This is a genomic window from Halostagnicola larsenii XH-48 (assembly GCF_000517625.1).
In the GTDB taxonomy this organism is placed as follows: domain Archaea; phylum Halobacteriota; class Halobacteria; order Halobacteriales; family Natrialbaceae; genus Halostagnicola; species Halostagnicola larsenii.
Genome location: NZ_CP007055.1, coordinates 2,486,386 through 2,510,866, shown reverse-complemented (window position 1 = coordinate 2,510,866; position 24,481 = coordinate 2,486,386). Strand labels below are relative to the sequence as shown.

Here is a 24,481-nt window from a genome sequence, read left to right as displayed (position 1 = left end):
GCACTCTGTCGCCGTCGGTGAAAAGCCGTTCGCATTGGCTGGAACGGGCGCTATGACCTCGAGTGGTGCCTGCTGTTTCGGACCCTATTTGTCTCCAAACGTACTACCTGTCGTTTGTGGTGAGCGTGGCCACGTGAACGAGCACTCGCGCTGTCTCCCTCGCTCGATTTCGACCCGTTACAATTCGTTCGCACGGCCGAAAGCTCTTTCTGCAGCGTCCTGACTGACCGGTCAATTAGGTCGAATTCTCGCTCGTAACTATCCACAGCGGTATTTTTCCTGCCAAACGCATCGAATACTTACGCTCGACTAACTGGAGTAAGGCTCAACTTTTATGCTTCTGGGAGTTTTCGATTCGTAGTATGGAAGAGACCGACGGAGAGGAAATCGAAGATCTGCCGCCGAGCGCCAAACTCGTCTTCAAGGTGCTCGAGTACGATGGTCCGTTGACCCAGAAACAGATCGTTCAGGAGTCGATGCTCTCTGCCCGGACGGTCCGCTACGCCCTCGAGCGACTCGAGGACATCGGAATCGTCGACGAGGACATCTACTTCGCCGATGCGCGCCAGAGTCTCTATCGGATCGAGGAACCGGTCGCGGCCGACGGCAACGGCGTCGATGAAGCTCCCGCGGAGAAAGACGCCTGCTGTGCCGAATAATCGCGTTCGGTCGTAATCGGCGGAACGGCAGGATTATTTTCCGGCGGTGGGGTTTTCGAGTATGGACAAGGAGCGACTTCCGCAGTGGGGTTGGCTGTTACTCGGGTTGTTCGCGATGGCGCTGCTTTCGCAGGTGCTCAACGTGCTCGTCCTCGGACCGGCCGGACTGCCGCCGGAGTACTTCGTCGTGACGCTCATCGTCGGGATGTCGCTGGTCGTCATCTACGTCAGCGTCTGGTACGAGGACGACCGCGCTGACTACTGGGACCAGTCGGGAGCCAGTTACTTCGGCGATGTGTTTTTCGTCGTGCTGGCTACGATTATCGCCGCCGCGTTCGCCATCGCGGTGACGCTCGAGGCCGGACTGGGCCAGTTGTTCCGCGAATTGATCGGGATGATCGCAGGTTTCGCCACCGCGTGGGGAATGTTCTACTGGCGAAACACCGGGCTGTACCGGACTGACGACGACTCGAGGTAGTCGGACCGCGAGCACGTTCGCGTTATACCCGATTTCTATCGCCGATACCGGGCGTCGGGGGAACGGTCCGCTTGTGTTCGGACGAGTCGTACATTGCCAGCACCGCCCGTGCGGTCTCCCGGTCGATCCCCATTTCATCGGCGGCGGCCTCGAGCGACTGACCTCGGTCGACGACCCGCTCGAGAAGCGGATCGATGACGGCGTAGGGGGCCCCGAGTTCGTCCGCGTCGGTCTGACCGACGTAAAATCCCGCCGTCGGCTCTTTGTCGATGATTCGATCGGGGACGTCGAGATAGTCCGCCAGCGCCCGAACTTCGGTCTTGTAGAGGTCGCCGATCGGATAACAGTCGGCGGCCCCGTCGCCGTACTTCGTGAAGTACCCTAACATCGACTCGGAGCGGTTTGCCGTCCCCAGGACGATCCGCGACTGGCGATTGGCCGCGTAGTACAGCGCGACCATCCGCATTCGGGCCGCGACGTTCCCGAGCGCGTGATTTCGCTGGTTCGGCCGGGACATCGACTCCGTGTCCGGCTCGAGCGCCGGCGAGATCGTCTCGTCGAAGGCGTCGATCAGCGACCGGAGGTGGATCTCTCGAAACTCGATCCCGAGGGTCTCGGCGACCGCTCGAGCGTCGGTCATCCCGGCCTGTTCGGTCTTGTGGTAGGGTAATCCGAGCGCGAGGACGTTCTCGCTCCCGACCGCGTCGGTGGCCAGCGTCGCGGTCAGCGTGGAGTCGACGCCACCGCTCATTGCGACGACGACGCCGTCGGCGTTCGCGTCGGTAACCAGCGATTCGACGTACGACGTTACCCGTTCGCGTACCGCGGCCAAATTATCTCGGTCTGTCAGGAACGGCCCCCCTTCCGACGCGACGTCGGCGTCGTCAGTGGTCACGCAGTTCACCGCTGCAGCGCAGCACGTAGCCCGTCATTTGATGACTGATTCGAGATGCTACTCGTATAAAGGAGTGTACCTTAAACAACTAGTAGCGAGAAAGGGGGTACGGCCCTCACTCGGTTCGCTCGAGTCGCTGCGCTCGCTCGAGCACCTTTTTGGTATTCAACAGACAGGTTTATTTTCCGGACGGTCCCAGTATCTGCTACGATACTAACCGCCCTCCCATGTCCTCCCGACTCGCCGCCTCGGTCGCCCTCGAATCGGACCGCGAGCTACGCTTGCGGACGGCGCTGGCGCTATTTTTCATCGTCGTCCTCCCGTTCGCGTTCGTCTACACGTTCGTCTTTCTCCTGAATACCGTCGGCATCGCGTTGCTCGAGTGGGCCAACGAACGCCCGTACACCGGCGAGTTCTACGTCGACCCGCTCCTGTTGGTCGTCGTTATTCTCGGCGGACTCGTCATCCAGTATCTGTACGGGCCCAGCGCTGTGCTCGGCTCGGTCGGCGCGAACCGGGTCGACGCGGAATCGTATCCGACGGTACACGCGATGGTCACCCGCCTCGCGGCCCAGGCGGACGTTCCGAAACCGGACGTTGCGGTGATCGACAGCGAGGTTCCGAACGCCTTCGCGGTCGCCGGGGGTAACACCGAAGCCGTCGTCGTCACGACCGGACTGCTCGAACTCCTTTCGGAGGACGAACTCGAGGCGACGCTGGCCCACGAACTCGCACACCTCGCGAATCACGACGCGAGGGTGATGACGACGGCGTGGCTCTTGCCGACGATCACCTACTACCTCGCGATCATCGCGTTCACCATCCTGTACTGGTTCGTCCGGATACTCGGATCCGGCGGCGGGTCGTCGGGCGGGGACCGCGACGGGCGTGCGCTTCTCGTCGCTATCGTCGTCATCGTCGTCACGACGGTCCTCACGCTCGCCGTTTCGGCGATGTTCTGGTTCGCGAGCGTGTTGCTCTATCGGCTCCTCTCGCGGTATCGCGAGCACGCTGCCGATCGGGCCGCGGCGACGATCACCGGCTCTCCGGCCGCCCTCGCGAGCGCGCTCGAGAAGATCGACGGGGCGATGCCCGAGGTGCCGGACGAGGACCTTCGCGCCCTCGACGGCGGCGTCGAAGCGCTCTATCTCGCCCCGCTCGAGTCCCGCGCGTTCAGTTCGGCGGAGCTGATCAGCACCGACATCTTTCCGGATACGCACCCGCCGACGGCCGAGCGCCTCGAGCACCTCCGAGACCTAGAGCGCGAGGGGGTGGGTGCGTGACTGGCGACCGGCCGCGGCGGTCGCGCCGACAGGTGCTGGGCGCGCTCGCGACCGGGGCGTCGGCCCTCGTCGCCGGCTGTGGCTACCAGCCCGGCGGCGGGGAGTTCGTCTGGGAGGAGTCACTCCCCACCAGCATCGGTCCGGGCGCGAACTCGGGGGATTCCCTGTGGCGGTCCGATCGACGCCTGCTGTATCGAATTCGCAATCGGAGCGGGCAGGGGATCGATGTCGGCGGCGCCGGATTCGTCGAACTCGACGACGCCGAGGTAGCGGCCTACGACTCGAGCGGGTCGATGGTCTGGGAGGGTGTGACCGACAGTCAGTATACCGGTCTCCCTGCCGTCGCGGACGGGCGGGTCGTCTGCGCGCTCGAGAACGAAACCGTGGTCGCGCTCGAGCCCGCCCCTTCCGAGGCGGACGACGGCGCGGAGAGCGTCACGAGCCAGAGCAGCGACGATCCGGACACCGTCTGGACGACCGAGTGGGACGGCCCCGCGCTCAGGTTCCGGGCCTCATCGTCCCTCGCCGTCGGCCTTCACGAAGCGGGCGTGGTCGCGTTCGCGCCGGCCGATGGCGAGGAACTGTTCTCGATCGACCTCGAGGACGCCCCCATCAACGACATCGACGCCGTAGCGGTTAGTGCCGATCACGTCTGGATCGCCGGCGGGAGCGATCCCACACTGCTGAGCTATGACTCGGAGGGGACCCGAACGGTCTCGCGCTCGCTCCCGTCGACGCCCCACTGGCTCGAGACCTCGGTATCGGTCGCGGTGCTCGGCATCGAAACCGAAAGTGGCGAGGACGAACTGTGGCTCATCGAGACCGACGACACCCGGCGCGGCAGGCTTTCGCTCGATCACGCGGGGGGCGCCCCCCTCATCGTCGAGGATCGTGCGTACCGCGTCGCCGACGGAACGATTCGGGCGGTCGACTGCTCGAGCGGCGAACACCGCTGGACGCTCGAGGGGTACGAGATTCAGGGAGATCTCGCGGCCGACACCGAGCGGCTCTACGCTCGCGGGATGACTCCGGAGATGGACGACTGTGGCCTGTTCGCCATCGACCGCGACGGGACGGTGTCCTGGACCGCTTCGGTGCCCACCGAACCCGGGTGCTCCGGCGACCTGTTCTCGCTCGAGGATCGGCTGGTCGTCCTCGCCGATGACAGCATGTACGGGTTCCGCAAAACGTCCGGCCGGCGGTTGACGGTTCTGTGAGTGGGTATTCGTCCGCTCGAGTGTGCAGTAGATGCTTCTCGAGAACTTCCATGGTTCGAAGCAGTTTCTCGTCTCGAAATACTCATACGCTCGAATCTGAAAAAACGATTACGACGTGTGGTTATCGAGAGCGCTCGTTCGTCGTCTCTATTCTGTCTTTACAAACTTCGCTGTTCCATCCTGATTGACGGTGATTCGATACGTTTTGTAGCTAAATTCGATCCTCATCTGTGCTTCAGGTGCAGGTGGATCGGAAAAGAGGTTTTTGAGGACGCCATCTATACAATTGTACATCGGTGGCAGTTCGCTTTGATCGGTCCCCTCGAGATTGGCCACAATTTCTACGATCTGTACGGTTGGTGTCTCGCCTTCTGTATCCAACTCTCGACGAATGACTTCGGCATCAGTTTGGTCTGCCATCGTGTCACTTGTTAATGTGAACTCCCGGTATAGGTCTTGGTCTATATAAATTGAATATTAAAACCTTCTATCCAGATACTTGTGACGAATTAATGACTTGCTACTGTAGATGAAAACATCACTTGTATCTCTTGCAGTATTAATGAACTATTCTACACGCATACTCGTGCGATCAACTGGTGTTTCATGGAAATCCCGTTTTTCTCGTCTGTTCTCCCATTTCCTACTGTACTGCTCTCTGTCCACGGTCGAAAACGCTGTTAACCAGTCGGCAGAATCTTAGTCCCGACCGATTTCCACGGCATAAAGGCCGCTCGTTCGCTCTGCTCACTCGCGGAAGAACTACTTAGGAGGGAACGACCGTAATCGGGTCTTTCTGGTCGATTGCCTGCTCTAACTCGTCCGCAATCGCGCTCCCTCGAGAGACCTGTATCTCGCACACGTACCTTTTTTCTCGTCGGGTTCCCCTTCGGGGTCACCCTCCTCCAAAAAATCTACGCTAAAAAAGCCGCTCACTCACTCCGTTCGCTCGCGGGGAGCTACTTAGGAGGGAACAACCGTGATCGGGTCTTTCTGGTCGATCGCCTGCTCTAACTCGTCCGCAATCGCGCTCCCTCGAGAGACCTGTATCTCGCCGCCGCGGCTCACCGTCGCCGTGAACAGGTACTCGCCGTTTGCCTGCACCTCGACGGTCTCGCTCTGGTGGCCGTCGACCGGGACGACGATGTGTCTCGAGGTGATCTCGGGCTGGACGATCTGCCCGGCGGATTGGCCGCCGCCCGATCCGCTGTTCCCGCCCGCGTGGCCGTTCCCACCGGCATGCTGGGTTCCGCCACTCGCACCGCCCGCCCCGGAGTGGGGGTTCTCGTCGTGGGTCCGAACGTCGATGTCGATGCCGAGTCGGTTCTCGACGTCGTTGATCCGGCCGCCGCCTTTCCCGATGACGCTCGAGATGTCGTCGTCGGTGACGTAGACGACCGCGCGGTCCTGGCCCTTGAGCTGGACGTCGACGTAGCCGTGGGCGATCGAGCGAATCTCCCGTTCGATCTCCTGTTTGGCGATGCGGTCGACGCCGGATTCCGAACCCGGCCCGCCGTCCTCGTCCCCGTCGAGCGGGACGGTGACGACCTGCCGGTTGAAGGTGTAGATTTCGTACTCCGGAACGCCGGTTTCGAACTCCGTGACCTGGATCACCGGTCGGGCGAGGTCCTCCTCGGTGAGTCCCGCGGGGACCTTGACTTCCGTCCGGACGTCGTAGACCTTCGCGACTTCCCCGGCCTCGATGTAGACGACCGTGTCGACGACCTGCGGGATCATTCCGAGTTCGACCCGGCCGATGAGCCGCTGGAGGGCGTCGATCGGCCGCGTGGCGTGGACGACGCCGAGCATGCCGACGCCGGCGAGTCGCATGTCCGCGAACACCTCGAAGTCGTTGGTCTTGCGCACCTCGTCGTAGATGGTGTAGTCGGGCCGAACCATCAACAGGGCGTCGGCGGTCTTTTCCATCTGACCGCCCAGTTCCGTGTACTGGGTGATCTCGGGACCGACCTGCAGGTCCCGCGGCTTCTCCATCGTCTTCACCGAGTAGTCGTTGTCCGAGATGTATCGGGCGACCGCCTGCGCGAACGTGGACTTCCCCGCCCCCGGCGCGCCGGAGATGAGGACGCCGCGCTGGCGCTCGAGCAGTCGATCCTTCAACTCGTCGGCGTGCTCGTAGTCTTCGATGTCGGTCTGTGCGATCGGGCGAACCGCGGTGATCTCGATGCCGTCCGAAAAGGGCGGTCGGGCGATGGCGATCCGGAAGTCCCGAAACTGGACGATCTGCATGCCCGGTTCCTTCAGTTCGATGAATCCGTCGCTCGACTCCTTGGCTCCGTCGACGACCTCGCGGGCGTACTCGTCCATCGTCGCCTCGTCGAGCGGTTCGTCGGCGATTTCCTCGTAGCGCATCTCGCCGAGCGCGCCGCGTTTGGCCATCGGCACCGTATCCGTCTTGAGGTGGACGCTCATCGTCTCCTCGTCGAAGTAGTCCTCGACGGTGAGGGTGCCGACTTCTCGGACCTCCGGCGAGACGTACTCGACCTCGAGGCCTTTCGCCCGCGCGACCTCGGCCTGTACGATGTCGCTCGTGATGAACGTGGCCTCGAGATCCTCAGCCAGATCCCGGATCAGGGCGTCGATTTCCCCTTCGGATGCGTGGCCGCGTTCCATGGCGCTTGGCCGTTCGCCGACGTACTCCACGTTGACGACGCCGTCATCGGCGAGATCGGCCAGCCGTTTGAGTTCCGAGAGGCCGTCCCAGCCGCTATCGTAGCCGTCGTTTGCCTGCGCCTCGAGTTCCGCGACGACGGCTTCGGGTATCGAAACCGTCGCTCCCTCGAACTGCCCGTCTTCGATCGTCTTCGAGACGCGGCCGTCGATGACCACGCTCGTGTCCGGCACGACATTCATGTGTCAATCTACGGTAGCCGACGCCAATAAGGGTGTTCAACGAGCGGGATGGTGGTTGGTGGGCTCGAGCGGTGTTTCGGGACCGTTTCAGTCGCTGGTAGCGGGTGTCCCGTCTCGAACTGCGAAATGTCGTTTCGTTGTTCTTCGACCACACTCGCTCGTGTCGATTTTAGCCTTCGTCGCAGGGTGTCATAGAAGAGTTCTCACACCGCTCTAGGGCGTCCGACGAATGATCAGTACAGCAGACCCCTACGGCCCCAGCTTTCTGCTCCATCCCGTTTGAGAGGCCCAAGTGGTAACCGTTTGAGTCTCGTAGTCACTTCTGGATGAAACCATCAACAGTGGTCCTCGCGTTTGGTGCAATTTTGTTCGTACTTCCAGTTCCCGGTACGTTTATTGCCGGTGCACTGGTGCTTCTCGCAGGAGCACTCGCACGGTGGCTTGGTTCATAGCACGAATGATTGTTCAAGCTCAGTGAGCCGGAGAGTTCCAGTGGCTCGCAACGAGCGCGCGCCATGGGCTGTCTCTCGCACGCGATTCTGAAAACTAATCTTTTCTGACAGAATAGCGGCGGTCAGTACGCAACCCTACTGAGTAGGTATGTCGCTTTGAATTGCTCGAAACCAACTCCTCGAGAAGGGTTCTATGACACCCTCTTCGTCGCCCTCGAGTGCAACAGTTCGCAGAACGTTTCTCGACGGTGCGACGGATCGTCCTGTACCGCCCACTAGTCCCGTTAACGCTGCGAATCCCGCAATATCAACGCCCCGATCGCCAGGGTTCGCTTCGCGACCGTCGCGATCCGAAGCACGTACGCGGTCAACATCAGGAACGGTATCAGCGTGAACGTATACGCAATGGCGACGACCCAGAGGAGGTTTTCCGCCCCGAGCGTGGTCCCGCCAATCGTCAAGATATCGACGAACGTGAGCATCATCCCCGAGACGAGCAGCGCCGGAATCGCGGCGTAGAGGATCAGCCGCGAGAGGTCGATGAGTTCCCACTGGAAATACAGCGTTTTGATGTGCTCTCGAGCGGGGCCGAACATGACGAGCGACGTGCGCAGCTCGTCGAACGCATCCCGGTGTTCGTCTTCAAGGACATCTTCGTACTCGTCTTCGATCCGCTCGATCTGGAAGATCTTCCAGGCGTAGTTGTAGTCCATCGAGGCGTAGACGACGTCGAAGGTGCCGAACGTCGCGCCGTCGAGTTTCTCTTGGACGGTTTCGGAGTTGCCGATGATGCTGTCGACCAGTTCGTCGACTTCTTGCTCGAGGTCCTCGTTCTCCGTCGATTTGATGCGCTCCCTGACGTCTTCGGCCCGCGTCTGTGTCGCGCCGACGATCTCTCGGAGAAACGTCGACGGGTCAGCCGGTGCGGGTTTTCCGACGATCTCTTTGATGTAATCTCGGTAATCCATCGTCTCGCTCATGCGAGTCCGTTGCTCGCCGAGCGGGCCGTTTTCCTGCGAGACGATCAGCTGACTGATGGTGACGACCAGGGTGACGCCGGTGATGAGCGCGCTGATCATCGAGGAAAACATCGACTCAATGACGCCCCGCCGCTGCAGCAAGTTCGTAAGCGGGGGATCGAAAACCCCGCCGAGCATGAAGAGGACGAAGAACGTCGCGGCAAGAACTGCGGTGACGAGCAGTCGGTTCGCGCCGACGAGCAACCAGAGTTTGAGCCGGCTTTCGTCGGCCCGCTCGCGCATCGTGTCTTGCGTACTGACCTTGTCGTTGCTCATTGATCCGTTCCCGAACGTCGTCCGTCATCATCGTCGGTTCGCTTCGGCCGCTTGAACACGAGGTACTTCGTGCCGCCGCCGCTGTAATCGATCGTCTCGACGAATTCCCAGCCCTCGTCTCCGCGCTCGTTGAGAACGTCCACCGGATCGGTGGCCTCCTCTTTCGTGGCCTCTCGAGGCGGCCGAACCGTCTCGTACTCCCACGTCGTCTCCTCGTCGGAGGTCATTGGGTTCTCTACTACGAAATCACGGAAAACGATTGGGCCTGTATTCGTCGCTTCGTGGGTTCCTGTTCGAACTAGCCGTGACGGGATCGGATTTCGGGTACGAACGACAACGCCGCTCGAGAGGGAGACGACTACTAGCCTCTCTCGTTTCGAGAGATCCTCGAGTATGTATCTTTCCCTCCCATCGTCAGATCTCCATACCAGTATTCACTACCACGCTCTTATATTTATTAAAATTATAAAGAATAATATAGATTCAAATGAACGAACCTCGTATGCAAAATAGACCAAGCATGGTGAACCGACGTCGATTCGTCGCCGGGACGGGAGCGGCACTCGTCGGCGGAACGGCCGCATCTTCGACGACTGGCGCGACGACGGGCCCCCACCGGACTCGAAGCGATGAGGACAATCGCGCGAGCCGAACCGATCGCGCGACGGTCATCGCTCATCGCGGGTACGCCGACACGTATCCCGAAAACACCGTCGCGGCGTTCGAACTCGCTACGCAGGGCGGAACCGACGATGCGGCCAACCGACGGCGGGCGGATTGGATCGAACTCGACGTGTTGCCCACCGAAGACGGTGAACTCGCTGTCTTTCACGATACGGAACTGAGCGGACTGACCGATACAACGGGCGTGATCTACGAGACGCCCGCGGAGACGGTATTCTCGGCGGAGGTCCTCGAGAGCGGCCAGACGGTTCCGACACTGTCCGAAGCGCTAGACGCGATCCCGACCGAAACCGGCGTCAATATCGATATCAAGGAAGGGTCTTCGGACGTTCAGTTCGGCCGAGTCGACGACCCGGCGGCCGAACGGGAGCAATGGGAGTGGCTCGAGAAGGTGGTCGACGTTGCGACCGACTACGAGAACGAACTCCTGTTCACGACGTTCTGGGAAGGTGCCCTCGCAACCGTGACTGAGATCGCCCCCGAGATCCCGGTGGGATACCTCCTCTCCGAATCGATCGAAAAGGGGCTTGCGGTGACCGACGAGTACGACACTGCTGCGATCAACCCTCCGATGGACATGCTCTACGGGACGCCGTTTTTCGACGACGATGCGTACGAGTCGATCGATCTCGTGGCCGAGGCCCACGACAGGGACTTGCCGGTCAACGTCTGGACGGTCAACACGTGGTACGAGGCCGACCAACTCCTCGAAGCGGGCGTTGACGGCTTGATCCTCGACCACGCCGAGATTCTCCGCTGGAGTGCACTCGAGCGGTACTGACGAATCGTCGGGGCCACGCCGCTGACGGACGGCGGTGACGTTTGCGAGCCGTCGATGCGCTCTCTCCTCGGTGTCGGTTTCGGTGGAACGAACACGTTCGAGCCCGTACCGCCCGCTATGTCTGTCGTCGATCTGACCCGGACGCTGGTCTCGATCCCGAGCCACGAGGACGAGACCGCGGCGGGCGACGCGCTCGAGGAGTGGCTGCGGACCGAAACCGACGCGACGGTCGCGCGAGACGAAGTCGGCAACGTCATCGCTCGACGACGCCCGAGCGACGCCGCCGGCGCTGTGGAGGCCGGAGCGGCCGACCCGCGGACGCTCGCGTTCGTCGGTCATCACGACGTCGTCCCGCCGGACGAGTCCCAGATCGACGACGGCGAGTATCTCGTCGAGGAGCGCGACGGCAGGCTCTACGGCCGCGGAACGGCCGATATGAAAGGGACGCTCGCGGCGGCCGCGATCGCGTTTCGGGACGCCGACCTCGAGTCGCCCTCGATCGGCGATTTCGGTTCGAGTGCCGACTCCGGTTCGAACGCGGATTCCGGTTCGAGCGCTGACTCCAGTTCGAGTACCCATTCCGGTTCAAACGCCGATTCCGACACCCGGCCCGGCGAACTCGTCTTCGCGAGTTTCGTCGGCGAGGAGGTCGGCGGCACGGGCGCTCGCCACGCGATCGAAAACGGCTTCGTACCCGACCACGCCGTCGTCGGCGAGGGTTCGACGAACTACTCCGGACCCGACGTGACGGACGTCGCCGTCGCCCACAAGGGTCGACGCGCCAGCACGGTCACGGCTCGGGGCACCGCCGCCCACGCGAGCGAACCCGAAGCCGGCGAGAACGCGATCTACCGCGCCGCCGACGCCGTCGATGCGATTCGCGGTCTCGAGGTGCCGTCTCTCGAGGTGGCCGGCGACCGACTCGCGGGGAGCCTCGTCGTCACCGAGATCGAGGGCGGCTCCGCGTGGAACGTCGTCCCGGAGGCGTGTACGATCACGGTCGACGAGCGAACAGTCCCGGGCGAACGGGCGTCTCTCGAGTCGGTGACCGAACTCGAGGGTATCGAGTGGACGGTCGACCAGGACCTGCCTCCGATGGAGTGTACGGATCGCGCGTTCGCGGATGCGGTCTGCGAGGCCGCCGCCGACGTCCAGCAGGGAGCTCCCGAACTCGTCACGAAACCCCACGCGACGGACGCCGGGTGGCTCTCGCAGGCCGGGACGGAGTGTGTGATCTACGGCGCGTCCGAACCCGGCGAGGCGCACACGAAAACCGAGAGCGTCTCGATTCCGGTCCTCGAGCGCTGTCTCGAGACGTATCGGCGGCTCGCAGAGCGCTGGGTGTGAGCACGACGGCGGCCCCGTTTGATTCGGAACTGACCTGAAACGGGGTATCACCGGCCGCCCTCCGTGCGTGTGGTGGTGGGTGGTTTAAGCTCCCGTCCGTGGTGGTGACTCGCATGGTGGACAACGTTCTGGTCCCGGTGGACGATTCGCCACAGGCGAGTGCCGCGCTTGAGTACGCACTCGAGGAGTTTCCCGAGGCGTCGATCACGGCGTTACACGTGATCGAACTCCCAGAGGGCTACTGGATGGCGTTCGTCAACTCCGAAGACGATTTCCCGGGATACGAAAAAGCACATAGCCGTGCGAACGCCCTCTTAGAGGACGCCGTCGAGCAGGTGTCCGATACCGATCGCGACATCGAGACCGCGGTCAAAACGGGAAAACCGGCCCGGGAGATCGTCGAGCACGCGGTCGAAAACGGCTTCGACCAGATCGTGATCGGCAGCCACGGCCGCAAACGGGCCGGCCGACTCCTGTTCGGCAGCGTCTCCGAATCCGTCGTCCGAACCGCGCCGATGACGGTCGTGGTCGTCCACGACGCCTGAAGGGTCCGACACGCCCGAGTATCACTCTCCGGTGGACTTACGATCCTCGAGAGTGTCAACTCGATCAATGGATGCCAGTGGAGCCGACCGCGAGCGACTCGACGACTCGACGAGTTCGGCGACCTCGAGGGGGTGGCTCTGGCGCGTCGCGATGGCCATGCAAAACGGGGCGTTGGTCTTGCTTCCCGTCGGATTCATCGGCCTGACGCTGACCGACGCGTGGCTCGCTCCCGAGGAATCGCCGTACTCGTTTCTCTTCGCCGGCGGTATCCTCTGTGCGATCGGCTCGATCTATCTCGCGATTTATCAGCACGATATCGACGAGTAACGACGAATCGTGCCGGTTCGCCCGATTCCACCGGAACCCGGACGTTGATGGGTGAGTCGCTCATACTGTGTCCCAATGACAACAGATCAGACACAGACGGCGATCAATACGACCGAGGCCTATGACCGCCTCGAGGAACGCGTCGAGCGGATTTCGAATATCGGTAACGCCGCGGGCGTCCTGCAGTGGGATCAGGAAGTCATCATGCCCGAAGCGGGGACGCCGGCGCGGGCGAAACAGCTCTCAACGCTGTCCTCGCTCAGTCACGAACTGCTAACCGACGAGGAGACGGGCGACCTCCTCGAGGAACTCGAAGCCGCGAGCGACGACCTCACGAGCGACCAGCGGGCGGTCGTCCGCGAGGTTCGCCGAACGTACGACCGGGCGACGAGCGTTCCCCAGGACCTCGTCGAGGAGATTTCGGAGACGACCTCGAACGCGCACCCGACGTGGACGCAGGCCCGGAAGGAGGACGACTTCGAGCAGTTCGCGCCGACGCTCGAGAAACTCGTCGACCTCAAACGCGAGTACGCCGCGCACATCGACCCCGACGCGGACCCCTACGAGGTGCTGTTCGCCGAATACGAGCCCTATCTGGACCTCGAGACCGCAGAGGAAATCCTCGAGCGGTTGCGCGATAACCTCGTCCCGCTGATCGAGGCGATCGACGAAAGCGACGCGGATCTCGCGACCGACGCCTTCGCCGGCCAGTTCGACGACGACGATCAGGAGGCGCTGGCCCGCGACGCCCTCGACGCGCTCGGCTACGACTGGAATCGCGGCCGTCTCGATACGGCTCCGCATCCGTTTTCGTCGGGAACGCAGTTCGACGCCCGCGTGACGACTCGCTTCGACGAGGAGGACCTGCTCGGTTCGATCACGTCGGTCATCCACGAGTTCGGCCACGCGAACTACACCATCGGACTCCCCGACGAGGAGTACGCCACGCCGCTCGGCGAAGCCCGCGACCTCACCGTCCACGAATCCCAGTCGCGGCTCTGGGAGAACCACGTCGGGCGCTCCCGGCCGTTCTGGGACCGCTTCCTGACGACCGCCAGAGAGCGGTTCCCCGAACTCGAGGACGTCTCCCCGCGAGAGGCCTACGAGGCCGCGAATCAGGTGTACGACGACAACCTGATCCGCGTCGAAGCGGATGAGCTGACCTACCACCTCCACATCGTGATCCGCTTCGAAATCGAGCGGGACCTGATCTCGGGCGACCTCGCCGTCGAGGACGTTCCCGAGGTCTGGAACGACAAGTACGAGGAGTACCTCGGCGTGCGCCCCGATACCGACGCCGAGGGTTGTCTGCAGGACATCCACTGGAGTCACGGCTCCTTTGGCTACTTCCCGACGTATTCGCTGGGCTCGGTTCTCGCAGCGCAACTGTATGCGGCCGCCGAGGACGAACTCGGCGATCTCGACGAGCGTACTCGAGCGGGCGAGTTCGACGACCTCAACGGCTGGCTCCGCGAGAACGTCCACCAGCACGGGAAACGCTACACCACGCCCGACCTGATCGAGTCGGCGACCGGCGAACCGTTCACGGCCGAGTACTTCCTCGAGTACGTCGACTCGAAGTACGGCGACCTGTACGACCTCGAGTAGACCGCCCGCGGAGTCGTCGCCGTCGAGCAATCGCCGGGCGTACCCACCCCGATAAAACGGGGTTGGCAGTGCCGGGTATAGACTCTCGAGTAGGTGCCCCTAGGATCCGCTCGTGAAAGTTTCAATTCCGGGCCTCAAGGGGGTCTACTACGATACGAGCGCTGAAAGTACGGCCGCGACAGTCGCGCTAACCGCCGCCGGGCGGCGAGCGCCGAAACCGCACGGGTACGCCGTCCAGTTGCTGCCGTACCTGTGGTCGTTCGATGTCGACCTCCAGGAGGTTCCGAACGATCACCCGATCCAGTACCTCCATCCGGAGGGCGCACAGAGTCTCGGCGAACTCGCGAACGACGGCGTCGGTCGCGCCGCCGGCACCGACTTCGAGACGGTCCTGCGCTTTGCGTGGGCGATCAACGAGCAAACCGAATCGGCCGCCAAGAGCGTCCTCGGCCGCGGCGAGCCGTCGGATGAGGGGGTCGTCATCGAAATCGAGGACGGAACCGTCGACGTCGACGGCGACGAACTCGAGACCGACGAGTTCGACATCGAAGAGGACTCTCCCGAGCGGTAAGCGAGCGGGCAGGAGCTCGCCGACTCGAACCCCCGAGCCAGCCTCGAGTGATCTCGTTTTTAGGCCTGCAGTCCGACTAGCCAGCTATGCGAATCGTCACGACCCTGCCGTCAGCGACCGAGATCGTGACCGCGCTCGGTCTCGAGCCGGTGGGGGTCTCCCACGAATGCGATTATCCGCCGTTGGTTCGATCGCTGCCGGCGGTGACGGCCTCGAGCGTCGACGCCACCGCCGCGAGTTCCGAGATCGACCGGCAGGTCCTCGAGTCGGTCGCCGAGGGCGACGGCGTCTACGACGTCGACCTCGAGACGCTCGGGGCGCTCGATCCCGATCTGATCGTCACGCAGGGGATCTGCGACGTCTGTGCGGTCGACGAGGTCGTTATCGAGAACGCGGTCGAACGCATCGATGCCGAGCCGGAAATTCTGACGACCGACCCCCACACCGTCGGCGACGTGTTGGGCGACATCGAGCGCATCGGCGAGGTGACTGGGCAGGCCGAACGAGCCCGCGAAGTGATCGACGACCTCGAGAACCGAATCGACGCGGTTCGATCCCGAACGAGCGACGAACGCCACGATTCGAGGCGGCACCGAGACGACGCGGTTGACTCGAGCGATCGGCCCCGCGTCGCCGTGTTCGACTGGACCGATCCCGTTATGGTTGCGGGCCACTGGACGGCGGAACTCCTCGAGTGGGCCGGCGGCGACTACGGACTGGCCGCCCCCGGCGAGCGTTCGAGACCCCGCGAGTGGAGCGAAATCCGCGCGTACGATCCCGAAGTCCTCGTTGTCGCCCCGTGTGGATTCGACCTCGCGCAGACGGCCGCGAACCTCGAGGATCTGACGGCGCTCGAGGGGTGGGCGGAGCTTTCGGCCGTTCGGAACGACCGCGTCTGGGCGATGGACGGCAACCACTACCTCAACCGACCCGGCCCGCGGCTGGTCGACACGCTCGAGGCGCTCGCGCCGATCGTTTCGCCGGATCGGTTCGAGCGCGCACCCGATGAGTCGGTTGCGCTCCCGCTCGAGCGCCTTGGAGGTGCGCGAGCGTGAGCCTGCTGCCGAACGACCGCGTCGACGCGTTCGAGACGTGATCGAACCGTGATCGAACTTCCGACCGCCGTCCGAGACGAGATCGAAGCGGCCGCTCGAGCCGGCGCGCCGGCGGAAATCTGCGGCGTTCTGGGCGGTTCGTTCGGCGTCGACCACAGCCGTGTTCGCTCGTACTACCCAGCCGAAAACGTCGCCGAGCGGCCGCGGACGCGATACCGGATCGATCCGGAGGCGCAACTCGAGGTTTTCGATCGACTCGACGAGCGAGGCGACGACATCGTCGGCTTCGTTCACTCTCATCCTCGAGGGCCGTCCGAGCCGAGTGACACGGACGCGGCGTTGGCGACCTGGCCCGATCGGTCGTACGTCATCGTCTCGCTCGAGGACGTGTCCGGAGCTATCGGGGGTCGTTCGTCGGATGGAGACGGTTCCGGTTCGTCGAGTACTGACGGCGCATCGGCCGGGAGCGAGCGGACAGCGCAAACCGGTTCCTGGCGTTGGCGCGATGGAGTCGGCGTCGAACGCGCAGCGCCCGAGACGGATCGTCAGCGTGGCGATGGAGACGGGTATTTCGAGCCCGAACGGGTCCGTCTCGAGTAACGGCAAAAATTCGTCCGTCGTGGCCCAGCCCGCTCACAGTTCGGCGATCGTAATCCCGTTGGGCTGGAGGACGACCCCCACGTCGGTGGCGTTGGCCTGGAACACCTCCGAGTGTGAGGCGACGTCGTCGACGCCGACGCCGACTTCGAACTGGCCGTCGCCCGGAAGCGACGGGAACTTTCGTTGTTCTCCGTCCGCGAGCTGGAGGTCCTCCTGGAACACGACCCCGTTCTCGTCTTTGACCTGCAACCGGACCGTCGAATCCCTCGGCAGGCCGTTCTCGACGATGACGCTTCCGCCCCCTCCAACGACCCCCTGCACGGCGTTTTGCACGCGCGATTTCGCCGCGAGCACCTGCGCCTGGAGCGCTTCGGGATCGTCACGGTACTTGAGTGCGACGACACCGATCGCGAGGAGCGCGAGCAGTGCCAGCAGCGCCAGCGGCAGGGCGAACGAGGAGACCCGATCGAGAATCGACTGGCCGGAGACGTCGATCTGTGCGCTTCCCTCGGCTGATTCGGCTGCGCCTGCGCTCTCGTTGTTGGCCGTCATGCCGTACTCGTACTCGCCGTTTTCCGCCGGCGGCTCGATCGCAGTTTCGACCGTTTTCGACTCCCCGGCGGCAAGCGAGACGGTCTCCTCGCCGACGAGTTCGCCATCCAGAGTAAACTGGACGGACTGGCTATCGGGTAGCTCGCCCGCGTTCGTCACGTTCCCGCTCATGTTCAGCCCCGAATTCGCGTTGTCGGCTCCCTCGAGACCGACGTCTTCGATCGTAAACGTCGGCCGGGTCGCCGTCGCCGTCGCCGGCTCGCTCGAGCCGTTCGTCTCCGCCGTGAGTTCGAGGTCCGATGGCGCGTCCTCGGTCGGCTCGAAGGCGAACTCCGATTCGACCGATTCGGACGGGTTCACCGAAACCGTCTGCGTCTCGCTGCCGTCGCCGTCGACGCCGTCGGGAGCGTCGACCGACACCGTGAGTTCGACGACCTCCGGCGTGTCGCCGTCGTTCTCAACGGTGACGACCGCATCTAGCGTCTCTTCTGAACTGAACGACTCGTCGACATCGGCGAATGCCGTCGTCAGGTTTCGCTCGAACTCGAGCGTATCGCTCCGACCCGGCGTTTCGACCGAGACGTTCGTCAGCGGTACGGACTCGTCGGTGAGATACGTCGAGAACGTCTCTTCGGTGGCCGAACCATCCTCGACGGTGACGTTCCGCTCCTCTTCGATCGATCCGTCGATGCGGAAGGTTGTGGGCACGACGGTTTCGCCGCCCGGAACATCCCCGTCGTAGTCGATGGCTGCGACGACCTCGAATTCCGCCGAGAGGTTCGCGATCGGCTCGTTGGTGATGGTCGCCGTCATACTCTCGTTGTGCTCATCCCCCGAGACGACGGTGACCGTCTCCGCCGCCGTATTCGAATCCTCCGGCACTGCGACCTCCACGTCGACCGTCGAGGCGTTGCTCTCGTCCGTCTCGTAACTGAACTCCTCGGTGATGCTCGCGCCCTCCGCGAGTGTGATCGCCCGCGAGTCAACCTCAGTTCCGTCGACCGAGAACGTCAGAGTTCGGTCGTCGAGATCCAGTGCTCCCCGTCGCTCGAGGTCGGCTTCGACGGTGAGGGTTTCTCCCTCGACCGGATCGTTGGTCTCGACGTTCGTGATCGCGATTTCCGATTTCGTGATATCGATCGGTTCCGTGAACTGCTGAGAACTGATGCCGAGACGGAGTTCGTCTATCTGATGGTCTCCTGCCACGAGGGTGTGCTCGAACGTTAGGGAGTCGGTGTCGCCGCCGGCTATCTCCTCGTAGTCTACGTCTCCGATCTGTATACTGTCGTAGCTTCCGTTGGTGTCGACTCCCTCGAGTTTGATTTCATCTTCTATGCTGCCGTATCCAACGTTGGTCACGTCGACGGTGGTCGAGAGTTGTTCCCCTTCAGAAACGTTGGTGCTGTCGCCAAACTCGACTACAGGTATCGCCTCGTCGTAGTGTTCGTATTCAAGCGTCGTTCCGCCAGCTTCGGCGACGGGGCCATCTTCACCTGCGCGGACGGTTCCGTTGCCGTCAACTGTCAGCGCCTGTCCAGTATCGCCGGTGACGATCTCTCCCGCTGAATTTTCTGTGACGCCACTCTCGCCAACTGTCACGTGGTCTCCATCTAGTACTTTGACACTCCCGTCACTACTGACGACAGGATCGCCACCAACCGAGAGCGATGGGTTTTCGGGCGTTTCTTCAGCGGTTGCATGTTCGCCCCTAACGACGCTTCCGTCGAACGTTACGAGGACGCGGTCGTTGTATCTCGGGTCGGTAAACGGTTCCTCCACGAGGGCCACTTGGCTTTGTGTTTCGTTTCCGTCCGCGAGCGGTTCGACGGATTCGAGCCCACCGAAACCATCAGTCTGCCCAATTGCAGCGGTACCCGTACCGACTGCGAGCCCGAGCAGCGCGAACCCGAACGCGAGTGCGATCAGTATTGCGAGCGTGTACCGCGTTCCTCGAGCGAACACGTTCCGAGTCGATTGCGTTCGTGTTCGAACGCGTACGTAAAAAGCGACGTATCTATCGGAACTGACTAGCGAGTGCGGGAGCGGATTCGTTCTCATCCAAACGACACCAATCGTATGTTTCACTCTGTTTGGATGGGGTGTTGAAATACTCTCTGGGCGATTATTATCTTCGATCTGACGTGTATTGTTCAGACGGCCAACGCGCTTTTTACGTAGTTGGTGCAACGCTGACGTATAGATGTCACGGGAAGTCGACTCTCCCAGCAAGGACGATGACGATGGCGAGTTGGACGCTGGTTCCGGGTCGTCGCGGTCGATTCGGACGAACGACACGACTCGAGCGACGCGCACACTCAGCCGCCGAAGCGCCCTTGCGGGCGTCGGAACGCTTTCGCTGGGAGCGGTTGCCGGCTGTCTCGGGTCAATTCCGGGTCTCGAGGGGTCTGCAGGACAGCAGCTCGTCGAACCGGAAGACCCAGGCGAGAATCCCGACGCGACGCCGGGCGAGTTCTATCACTTGATCGAAGAACACGATATCGTCGTCGACGAACTCTATCACGATCCGGACGAAAACCGTCTCGATCTGTTCTACGACTCGAGCGCCGGGACGATCGCCGAATCCAACGAAGAGATCGTCGTTATCTACCAGGCGTATCAGGAACTGATCGACCACGGCTCCTCGCTCGAGAACCTCTACACCGAAATCGTCGAACCGTTCGACGAACAGGCGACGGGCTGGGGCGTCAAGACCGAGTGGGTCACCCAGTACCTCGACGACGAGATCGACGAAAATCAGCTGTGGGGGACGATCATGCAGTCGAAAGCCTACGAGGACGGCGACGAACCCGGCGGCGAGGCTTCGAACGAAAGCGACCCATCCGCGGATGACGGATCCGACACGGATGGAAACGAAACGTCCGGCGAGGCAGGCGAGACGGATGATACTGAATCCGACGAGGGCGGATCCGACAACGAGGATGTGTCCGACGACGAGACCGAATCATCCGAAGGAAGCGACTCCACGGCTGACGGGGAGTCGAGCGACAACGAGAGCGATGGGGAATAACACGGTCCGGCGACTTCGGCCCACGAGGCGGTTCGTCGGACGTCACGCCAACCTGGGCGTGTCAAATGTCAAAGACAAGATTAAGTACAGGTGGGGGAGATAACTGCCCATGTATCGGCCGGTGGGACATTCCCCTCGAGGAAGGTGATAACGCAACAATGACGCTATTCGAACTCGAGCGGAACGCGGATTTCGAGAAACTCGTCGGGCTCCTCGAGACGAGCTCGAACCCGAACGTACGGAGCCGAACGGCCGAGATAATCGGCAGTCTCGAACCCCAGGAAGCCGACAGCAAATTTCCGAGAGACGAGATCATCGATGCGCTGGTGGTCGCGGCGAACGAAGACGAGAGCGAGGACGTTCGAGCGAGCGCGATCGACGCGCTCGACCAGTACGGCCAGGCGGCGCTGGAACAGCTCATCGGCGAGATCATCGGCCAGGAACTCGAGGAGGTCGCAGAGTGGAAGAAGGCACAGGCGCTCGCACAGAGTTTGGGCGCCGACCGTCCCGAACTGCGAATGGCCGCCGCGACGGGGCTCGGAAAAATCGGCGAGGACAACGTCGTGGGGCCGCTGGTCAACCAGCTCGTCGATCCCGATCCTCGAGTGCGAAAACGCGTCGCCCGGGCATGCGGTCGCATTGGTACCGCAGAGAGCGTTCCGGGCCTTTCGAAGATCCTCCACGAGGATCAGTACGACGTGCGCGTCGAAGCGGCTTACGCGCTCGCGGACATCGGAACCGACAACGCGATCCGGGAACTCTCGAGCGTCACCGACGCCGATGACGAGACGCTCAGACGGATCGCCGTCGACGCGCTCGGCCGACTCGGCAGCGTCGAGGCGGTCGAACTGCTCGCGGCGGCGTTGCGCGACGACTCCGATACGGTTCGCCGGACGGCGATGTTCTCTCTGGTCCAGTTGCTCTCGGAAGCGCCCGCGGACGCGAGCCACCAGGTTCGCGAAAAGATCGTCGGCGAGCTAGAGCAAGCCAACGCCAGCGAGTCCGTCCAGCCGCTGGTCGACATCTTAGCCCAGAGTACCGAGACCGCCCAGCGCCGGAACGCGGCCTGGTTGCTCGGTCGGGTCGCCGACGTCGACCATCGGAATCAGGCCCAGGACGCGCTGATCGACACCCTGGGCGACGACGATCCGATGACCTCGAAGTTCGCTGCGACGAGCCTCTCGATGCTCGACGGCAATGGGTTAGAAAAGCGACTGCTCGATCTCATCGAGAACGAGTACGCCGACGTGGAAACCCGCGTGCGAGCCCTGTTCGTCCTCGGGAAGATCGGCGGGGATTCGTCGCGAGACCGGCTGTCGGGATTCGTCGACCGGGTAGAGAACGATCGACTACGCAAGCGCGGCTTTTCGGCGCTTTCGAAACTCGGCGGCGTCGGTGCGCCAACTGGTGACTTCGCATGAGCAAATCCGAGACGAAACTCGCGGACGTGACGGGCCAATTTACGCAGGTAGTCAAAGACGGGCGAAAGCTCTCCGACACCGACTGGTCGAACGGCCGAATCGTCCTCTCGAACAAGCGGCTGGTGATCGCGAGCAACAGCGGGAAGCAGACGATTCCGCTCGCACAGATCCAGTCTATCCGCGGCCGGTACGACGTCAACCGAACGATCGCGAAAGTATCGGACTACATCAGCGTCAACGCCGGCCAGAATGTGTACCTGGTCTCGATGGGCGAGGTCGAGGAGTTCGAACTCCAGATCCAGAAGGCGATTCTCGACGGCGAGATCGTCCTGGTGAAACACCCGGCGGTAAAAGGCGGGGTGATTCAGGACTCGTCCTGGAAGAAAGCCCGCGTCAAAATCAACGAGGGCGTCGCGAACTTCGCCGTCGAGAACGGCAACTTCGTCCAGATCGAAGTCGACGACGTCGGGACCGTCGAGAACGACGAGCGAGCGGTTCGCGGGCAGGAACGACCGGTCGTCGAAGCCGAACACACCGAAGAGGGTACCAGCGTCCAGACCTACCTTTCGGGCGGCGCACAAAACTGCGCGATGTTGAAATCCGTGCTCGACCGCGGAGCCGAGAAAAACGCCTCGCAGATCGACCTCTCGAGCCAGGAACAGGAGGTGCTGATGGCGATCTACTCCGGCGTATCGCCGTTCGAAGTGCCGGAGTTTCTGGACATCGACATCGACGACGTCGAGGAGATGTACGAACGCATGATCGAACTCGACGTGTTAGAGGAGGTCCGGGTTCGCAGAGAGGTCGCGTTGAAACCGCGCGGCCGAAATATCGCCAGCGAATCGATGAACAGCAAGTAGCGCTCGCGGGTACCGTCACGCCCCCTCTTCGTCCGTTTCTTTCCACTCTCCGGGTTCCTCGCCGTGGATCTCTCCTTTCGCTTCGCGCGAGCCCGGCCACTTCGCGAGCACGACGAGCGCGAGGAAAAACAGGGCGAGTATCCCGGCCACGACGGTCCCGGGAATGCCCGGCAACTCCGCGGCCTCCGTCCACCGCGCCTCCGGGGTGAACAGCGTGACTTTCGCGACCCACGAGACGCCCAGCACCGCGAACAACAGGGCGTAAATCCGACGCACACGCCGGGAGAGCGCCTCGAGCAAGCTAACTTTGAACGTGGGGTAGCGGAGATCCTCGCCCAGCTCTTCGCGCCACCTGGCGTGTTCGACGCCCTGCGGATCGAGGGCGTTCGCGAAGACGTTCTCCTGGAAGAAGCGCACTCGAGACCGGTAGAGGTCGTAAAACCGGTACCGACGAACCTCGAACGAGAGAAAGACGGCCAGGATGACCATGCCGACCAACAGCAGGTACGCCGGCATGTCCGGGCTCGAGAAGACGACCGAGAGCAGGGCCGCGAGGACTGTGATCGCCCAGTTGGTCGTCTGATCGATCCGGTCCTGAGCGGTCGTCGTCTGGGTGATCTCACCCCTGTAGTAGTGGGGGAGCGCGTCGAGGAGCGACTCGGCGTCGCCCGCTATCTCGGCGGCGATCTCCTCGTCCTCGCGCTCGAGGGGTTCGTCGGTCGAGTGGTCGTCGGGCATGTGCGTACGTACGAAATCGACGGCCAAAATCCCGTAGCGGACCTGTAGTCAGTGCGTATTGTCTTCGTTTCGTGATTCTCCTCTAGAGTGGCCCCTCGAGAGCCGGTTCCCGCTGCTGTTCGGGATTGCGGGTAGGTGCTCTCTACACTGGCTGCTTGTCACTCTGTGCTCGATCGGACGAACCGGACGTGTAGATGGGTTGATCGCGGTCTTCTCACAGAGCGGATGATACCGTCTCGTTAGGTATTTTCGCTGAAAATCGGGGGTGTGTCCAATCGCCGGATTTCGTTCGAGTGCGATTCAAACACTGCCTCGAACAGTCTCCGACTCGAGTTCGTCTTCGCCCCTCCGATACCCGTATGGATCCTCAAAATGTGTTTTCGGTGCCACATTTTGAAACCGCCAAAGGGTGATCATCCGGCGAGTCCGGATAACGGCGATTTCGATCTTCGAGGCGGTTTCGCCGCGACCCCCATCGAATCGCCACCATAGGCATCGCTCGAGTCGACCTTTCGCGCGTCGAAACGGGGAACGGAAAAACCGGTCGGGGAGCAGCAGTCCGGACGCGGCTACTCGAGTAGGTTCGGACTCACGCGACACCCGCATGGACTGGCGGTGTGGTCGGTGGGGCCGGTGGAGGTCACGCGAGTGACGGGGCGGCCACAGCGGGGACACTGCGGGAACGGGGATTCCTCGGGGTCCAGGTCGGTTTCGTTCGCCCAGTCGTCGCTCGCGTGCTCAGCGCTCGAGCGGTCGTCGCTCGAGTCGGCGGCGTTCGTGCGGTCGGCGTCGCGTTCGGACTCGCTCACGCGTCGATCACCCGCGGACCGTCGGGGGTAACCACCAGCGGCACGTCCCGAACCGAGCACCGAACTTCGGTGTCCGGCCCGCCGGACTCGAGGACGCGTTCGACGGCCTCGGGGTCGATTTCGTCGCCCAGCCGGTAGGCGTCCGGCGGCAGGCCGTGGCGTTCGAGAACCGCGACGATGTCGAGGAGGAGAGGTCTCCTCGAGTCGGTCACCGTCGCCCACCTCCGATGGCCGCCGCCCACGGTCGCAATCGCTCGAGGGCAGCGGTATTGGTCGTTCGATTCGACTGTCGGACGGGATGTTTAAGCCCGCGGAGAATAGATCCGAACATGGTTGACAAACCCTCTCGGGTTTGGAAGCCACGTCTCGGGTGCTCTGACCACCCGGGGCATTTCAAATACAAA

At 62.6% G+C, this 24,481-nt stretch carries 24 protein-coding genes; 15 read left to right on the top strand and 9 right to left on the bottom strand.

Features of this window, described 5'->3' with window-relative positions; translation table 11 throughout:
* Positions 1-362 precede the first annotated feature (362 nt).
* Both HALLA_RS12665 and HALLA_RS12660 read left to right on the top strand, forming a co-directional pair.
* Positions 363-659, top strand: coding sequence for a winged helix-turn-helix transcriptional regulator (locus HALLA_RS12665; protein WP_049953699.1), 297 nt, complete (start codon positions 363-365; stop codon positions 657-659).
* A gap of 61 nt (positions 660-720) precedes the next feature.
* Positions 721-1,137, top strand: a complete 417-nt coding sequence (locus HALLA_RS12660) for a hypothetical protein (RefSeq protein WP_049953698.1) — start codon at positions 721-723, stop codon at positions 1,135-1,137.
* A gap of 22 nt (positions 1,138-1,159) precedes the next feature.
* Here HALLA_RS12660 and HALLA_RS12655 read toward each other — a convergent pair whose 3' ends face one another.
* Entirely contained in the window at positions 1,160-2,032 is an 873-nt protein-coding gene (locus HALLA_RS12655) for an NAD+ synthase (RefSeq protein ID WP_242406169.1), read from the bottom strand.
* A gap of 227 nt (positions 2,033-2,259) precedes the next feature.
* On the opposite strand from HALLA_RS12655, the gene HALLA_RS12650 reads away from it, so the two are divergent.
* Together HALLA_RS12650 and HALLA_RS12645 are read left to right on the top strand one after the other, a co-directional pair.
* Positions 2,260-3,315, top strand: coding sequence for a M48 family metalloprotease (locus HALLA_RS12650; protein WP_049953696.1), 1,056 nt, complete (start codon positions 2,260-2,262; stop codon positions 3,313-3,315).
* On the top strand, positions 3,312-4,532 hold the full coding sequence (locus tag HALLA_RS12645; protein ID WP_084569011.1) for an outer membrane protein assembly factor BamB family protein: 1,221 nt from the start codon (positions 3,312-3,314) through the stop codon (positions 4,530-4,532). The genes HALLA_RS12650 and HALLA_RS12645 overlap by 4 nt, the downstream gene beginning before the upstream one ends.
* A 147-nt stretch (positions 4,533-4,679) precedes the next feature.
* Here HALLA_RS12645 and HALLA_RS12640 read toward each other — a convergent pair whose 3' ends face one another.
* The 4 genes from HALLA_RS12640 to HALLA_RS12625 form a co-directional block, all read right to left on the bottom strand.
* Positions 4,680-4,952, bottom strand: a complete 273-nt coding sequence (locus tag HALLA_RS12640; protein ID WP_049953694.1) for a HalOD1 output domain-containing protein — start codon at positions 4,950-4,952, stop codon at positions 4,680-4,682.
* Positions 4,953-5,495: 543 nt separating this feature from the next.
* Positions 5,496-7,403 (bottom strand): PINc/VapC family ATPase, encoded by a 1,908-nt coding sequence (locus HALLA_RS12635; protein ID WP_049953693.1) that lies wholly within the window; start codon positions 7,401-7,403, stop codon positions 5,496-5,498.
* 736 nt (positions 7,404-8,139) lie between these two features.
* Positions 8,140-9,150: a hypothetical protein gene (locus HALLA_RS12630; protein WP_049953692.1), complete on the bottom strand. Its 1,011-nt coding sequence runs from the start codon at positions 9,148-9,150 to the stop codon at positions 8,140-8,142.
* Positions 9,147-9,377, bottom strand: a complete 231-nt coding sequence (locus HALLA_RS12625) for a DUF4177 domain-containing protein (protein ID WP_049953691.1) — start codon at positions 9,375-9,377, stop codon at positions 9,147-9,149. Before HALLA_RS12625 ends, HALLA_RS12630 begins: the two co-directional genes overlap by 4 nt.
* 275 nt (positions 9,378-9,652) lie before the next feature.
* Between HALLA_RS12625 and HALLA_RS12620 the strand changes: the two genes are divergently transcribed.
* From HALLA_RS12620 to HALLA_RS21755, 8 genes are all read left to right on the top strand, one after another.
* Complete coding sequence (locus HALLA_RS12620) at positions 9,653-10,615, top strand: glycerophosphodiester phosphodiesterase (protein WP_242406168.1); 963 nt, start codon at positions 9,653-9,655, stop codon at positions 10,613-10,615.
* A gap of 117 nt (positions 10,616-10,732) precedes the next feature.
* Positions 10,733-11,962 (top strand): M20 family metallopeptidase, encoded by a 1,230-nt coding sequence (locus HALLA_RS12615; RefSeq protein ID WP_049954118.1) that lies wholly within the window; start codon positions 10,733-10,735, stop codon positions 11,960-11,962.
* Positions 11,963-12,075: 113 nt separating this feature from the next.
* The gene (locus HALLA_RS12610; protein WP_049953689.1) at positions 12,076-12,507 is read left to right on the top strand and encodes a universal stress protein; all 432 of its coding nucleotides are present in this window, start codon (positions 12,076-12,078) and stop codon (positions 12,505-12,507) included.
* A gap of 67 nt (positions 12,508-12,574) precedes the next feature.
* Entirely contained in the window at positions 12,575-12,835 is a 261-nt protein-coding gene (locus tag HALLA_RS12605; RefSeq protein ID WP_049953688.1) for a hypothetical protein, read from the top strand.
* Between the two features lie 75 nt (positions 12,836-12,910).
* Complete coding sequence (locus HALLA_RS12600) at positions 12,911-14,443, top strand: carboxypeptidase M32 (RefSeq protein ID WP_049953687.1); 1,533 nt, start codon at positions 12,911-12,913, stop codon at positions 14,441-14,443.
* A 112-nt stretch (positions 14,444-14,555) separates the two neighbouring features.
* Positions 14,556-15,014 (top strand): hypothetical protein, encoded by a 459-nt coding sequence (locus HALLA_RS12595; protein ID WP_049953686.1) that lies wholly within the window; start codon positions 14,556-14,558, stop codon positions 15,012-15,014.
* 86 nt (positions 15,015-15,100) lie between these two features.
* A complete protein-coding gene (locus tag HALLA_RS12590; protein WP_049953685.1) occupies positions 15,101-16,069 on the top strand; it encodes a cobalamin-binding protein in 969 nt (322 codons plus the stop codon).
* Positions 16,070-16,117: 48 nt separating this feature from the next.
* Entirely contained in the window at positions 16,118-16,669 is a 552-nt protein-coding gene (locus HALLA_RS21755) for a desampylase (RefSeq protein WP_049953684.1), read from the top strand.
* Positions 16,670-16,702: 33 nt separating this feature from the next.
* On the opposite strand, the gene HALLA_RS12580 is transcribed toward HALLA_RS21755, so the two are convergent.
* Positions 16,703-19,183, bottom strand: coding sequence for a CARDB domain-containing protein (locus tag HALLA_RS12580; protein ID WP_169732139.1), 2,481 nt, complete (start codon positions 19,181-19,183; stop codon positions 16,703-16,705).
* Between the two features lie 238 nt (positions 19,184-19,421).
* On the opposite strand from HALLA_RS12580, the gene HALLA_RS12575 reads away from it, so the two are divergent.
* The 3 genes from HALLA_RS12575 to HALLA_RS12565 all read left to right on the top strand — a co-directional run bounded on the left by HALLA_RS12575 (position 19,422) and on the right by HALLA_RS12565 (position 22,530).
* Entirely contained in the window at positions 19,422-20,249 is an 828-nt protein-coding gene (locus tag HALLA_RS12575; RefSeq protein WP_049953682.1) for a hypothetical protein, read from the top strand.
* 158 nt (positions 20,250-20,407) lie between these two features.
* Positions 20,408-21,670 (top strand): HEAT repeat domain-containing protein, encoded by a 1,263-nt coding sequence (locus tag HALLA_RS12570; RefSeq protein ID WP_049953681.1) that lies wholly within the window; start codon positions 20,408-20,410, stop codon positions 21,668-21,670.
* Positions 21,667-22,530 (top strand): CheF family chemotaxis protein, encoded by an 864-nt coding sequence (locus HALLA_RS12565; RefSeq protein WP_049953680.1) that lies wholly within the window; start codon positions 21,667-21,669, stop codon positions 22,528-22,530. The genes HALLA_RS12570 and HALLA_RS12565 overlap by 4 nt, the downstream gene beginning before the upstream one ends.
* Positions 22,531-22,545: 15 nt before the next feature.
* On the opposite strand, the gene HALLA_RS12560 is transcribed toward HALLA_RS12565, so the two are convergent.
* The 3 genes from HALLA_RS12560 to HALLA_RS12550 form a co-directional block, all read right to left on the bottom strand.
* Entirely contained in the window at positions 22,546-23,268 is a 723-nt protein-coding gene (locus tag HALLA_RS12560) for a DUF2270 domain-containing protein (RefSeq protein ID WP_049953679.1), read from the bottom strand.
* 569 nt (positions 23,269-23,837) lie between these two features.
* Positions 23,838-24,077, bottom strand: coding sequence for a hypothetical protein (locus tag HALLA_RS12555; RefSeq protein WP_049953678.1), 240 nt, complete (start codon positions 24,075-24,077; stop codon positions 23,838-23,840).
* Complete coding sequence (locus tag HALLA_RS12550; RefSeq protein WP_049954117.1) at positions 24,074-24,289, bottom strand: hypothetical protein; 216 nt, start codon at positions 24,287-24,289, stop codon at positions 24,074-24,076. The genes HALLA_RS12555 and HALLA_RS12550 overlap by 4 nt, the downstream gene beginning before the upstream one ends.
* Positions 24,290-24,481 lie beyond the last annotated feature (192 nt).